Source organism: Kitasatospora sp. NPDC057198 (genome assembly GCF_042670125.1).
GTDB lineage: Bacteria > Actinomycetota > Actinomycetes > Streptomycetales > Streptomycetaceae > Kitasatospora.
Genome location: NZ_JBHUWH010000693.1, coordinates 1 through 2,914, shown reverse-complemented (window position 1 = coordinate 2,914; position 2,914 = coordinate 1). Strand labels below are relative to the sequence as shown.

At 74.8% G+C, this 2,914-nt stretch carries 2 protein-coding genes; one reads left to right on the top strand and one right to left on the bottom strand.

The features are described from left to right. Nucleotides 1-13: 13 nt before the first annotated feature. The gene (xylB, locus tag ACFUEL_RS37850) at nt 14-1,453 is read right to left on the bottom strand and encodes a xylulokinase (protein ID WP_380242478.1); all 1,440 of its coding nucleotides are present in this window, start codon (nt 1,451-1,453) and stop codon (nt 14-16) included. A gap of 239 nt (nt 1,454-1,692) precedes the next feature. Between xylB and xylA the strand changes: the two genes are divergently transcribed. Next, nucleotides 1,693-2,859, top strand: a complete 1,167-nt coding sequence (gene xylA / locus ACFUEL_RS37845; protein ID WP_380242476.1) for a xylose isomerase — start codon at nt 1,693-1,695, stop codon at nt 2,857-2,859. Nucleotides 2,860-2,914: the final 55 nt, after the last annotated feature.

Here is a 2,914-nt window from a genome sequence, read left to right as displayed (position 1 = left end):
GTGCGGTGTGCCGTCAGGGCGCGCCGTCCCCCTGCAGGGCGGCCGCCTGCGAAATGGTAGTCGCGATCCGTTCGAGTGCGGCGTCGTCCCGGGCGAGGGCGGGCAGCACCGGGCCGTCGGCGGTGCCCCAGCGGCGGGCGACGGCGTCGGCGCGCTCGCCGGTGAGCAGTGCGGCGGCCTGGGCGGCGGCGCCGAGGGCGACCAGTTCGCGGGCGGCGGGCAGCTGGACGGGGCGGCCGGAGAGCCGGCGGACGGTGTCCTGCCAGGCCCGGCCCTGGGCGCCGCCGCCGATCAACAGGATCGGCTGTTCGGGGTCGGCGGCGCCGGGCCCTTCAACGGCTCCGTCGACGGCGAGGACGTCGCCGAGGGCGGCGAGCAGCGAGTACGCGGCGCCGTCGTAGGCGGCCTGGAGCAGCTGGCCGGGGGTGGTGTCGTGGCGCAGGCCGTGCAGCAGGCCGCTGGCGTGCGGGAGGGCGGGGGTGCGTTCGCCGTCGAGGTAGGGCAGCAGGACGGCGGTGCCGCCGGGTTCGACGTCCTGGCGGTCGCGGCCGAGCAGGGTGGCGATCCGGTCGACGGCGAGGGTGCAGTTGAGGGTGCAGGCGAGCGGGAGCCAGCCGTCGAGGGCGTCGGCGAAGCCCGCGACGGTGCCGGTGGGGTCGGCGGGCCGGTTGCGGGCGACGGTGTAGACGGTGCCGGAGGTGCCGAGGCTGAGCACGGGGGTGCCGGGGGTGAGGCCGAGGCCGAGGGCGGCAGCCATGTTGTCGCCGGTGCCGGTGGCGATCGGGGTGCCGGGGCGCAGCGGTCCGCCGGGGAGGGCGTGTCCGGCGGCGGTGCCGGCGGGGGTGACGGCGGGGAGCAGCGCGGGGTCGAGCCCGATGTGGTCGAGGACGGCGGCGTGGTAGCCGTCGGGGGTCCACCAGCCGGTGCCGGAGGCGTCGCCGCGGTCGGTGGTGGCGGTGCCGGTGAGGCGTTCGGTGAGGTGGTCGTGCGGGAGGCGGACGGCGGCGGTGCGGTCGGCGTTGCCGGGTTCGGTGGCGCGCAGCCAGGCCCACTTGGCGGCGGTGAAGGAGGCGCCGGGGACGCTGCCGATCTCGGTGGCCCACCACTGGGCGCCGAACTTCCGCACCAGTTCGGCGGCTTGGGGCGCGGAGCGGACGTCGTTCCAGAGCAGGGCGGGGCGGACGGGGCGTCCGGCGGCGTCCAGGGTGACCAGTCCGTGCTGCTGGCCGCCGATGGCGAGGGCCTGGGCGCGGTCGGCCCAGCCGGTGGCGGCGACGGCGGTGGTGAGGGCGTCCCACCACTGGTCGGGGTCGCTCTCCTGGCCGTGCCGGGAGTCGACCCGGTGCGGGGCGCGGCCCTCGCCGAGGACCTTTCCGGTCTCGGCGTCGACGGCCAGTGCCTTGGTGGACTGGGTCGAGCTGTCGACGCCGATCACCACCTGCGGGTGTGCCATGGGCGTTGCTCCTGTCTGCGGTCGTCCGGGCCCCGCGGGAAGCGTTTTCCGGAGGGGTGGGTGCGGTGCGTTCCGCGTGGGGGCTTCCCCTCGCGGGCCCGGCCATACTAATTTGTCTTCCGGCCTTACGAATAGCCCCCAATCCGGGTTACCGTCGGTGCCGGGCCCGATCCGCGTCGGGCCACCGGTCGATCCCTCGGTCGATCCACCCGGTCGATCACCAGCGTTTGGAGTACGCGATGAGCCAGCTCACCCCCACCCCCGACGACAAGTTCACCTTCGGTCTGTGGACGGTCGGCTGGCAGGGCCGCGACCCGTTCGGCGACGCCACCCGCCCGGCCCTGGACCCGGTCGAGACGGTCGAGAAGCTGGCCGCCCTCGGCGCGTACGGCGTGACCTTCCACGACGACGACCTCGTCCCGTTCGGCTCCTCGGACGCCGAGCGCGAGGCCATCGTCAAGCGCTTCCGGGCCGCCCTGGAGTCCACCGGCCTGCGGGTGCCGATGGCCACCACCAACCTGTTCACCCACCCGGTCTTCAAGGACGGCGCGTTCACCGCCAACGACCGGGACGTGCGCCGCTACGCGCTGCGCAAGACCATCCGCAACATCGACCTCGCGGTCGAGCTGGGCGCCACCGTGTACGTGGCCTGGGGCGGCCGCGAGGGCGCCGAGCACGGCGCGTCCAAGGACGTCCGGGTGGCGCTGGACCGCCTCAAGGAGGCGTTCGACCTGCTCGGCGACTACGTCACGGAGCAGGGCTACGACCTGCGCTTCGCGATCGAGCCGAAGCCGAACGAGCCGCGCGGCGACATCCTGCTGCCGACCATCGGCCACGCGCTGGCCTTCATCGACCGCCTGGAGCGCCCCGAGCTGGTCGGCCTGAACCCGGAGGTCGGCCACGAGCAGATGGCCGGCCTGAACTTCCCGCACGGCATCGCCCAGGCGCTGTGGTCGGGCAAGCTGTTCCACATCGACCTGAACGGCCAGTCCGGCATCAAGTACGACCAGGACTTCCGGTTCGGCGCGGGCGACCTGCGGCAGGCGTTCTGGCTGGTCGACCTGCTGGAGTCGTCCGACTACCAGGGCCCGCGGCACTTCGACTTCAAGCCGCCGCGCACCGAGGACTTCGACGGCGTGTGGGAGTCCGCGGCCGGCAACATGCGCAACTACCTGCTGCTCAAGGAGCGCGCGCTGGCCTTCCGCGCCGACTCCGAGGTGCAGGACGCGCTGCGCGCCGCCCGCCTGGACGAGCTCGCCCGGCCGACCGCCGCCGACGGCCTGGCCGCGCTGCTCGCCGACCGCTCCGCGTTCGAGGAGTTCGACGTCACCGCCGCCGCCGAGCGCGGCATGGCCTTCGAGCGCCTGGACCAGCTGGCCATCGAGCACCTGCTCGGCGCCCGCTGACCCCGGCCCGCTGACCGCAGTTCCCCCGGCCGCCGGCCGACCCCCTCCCCCGGGG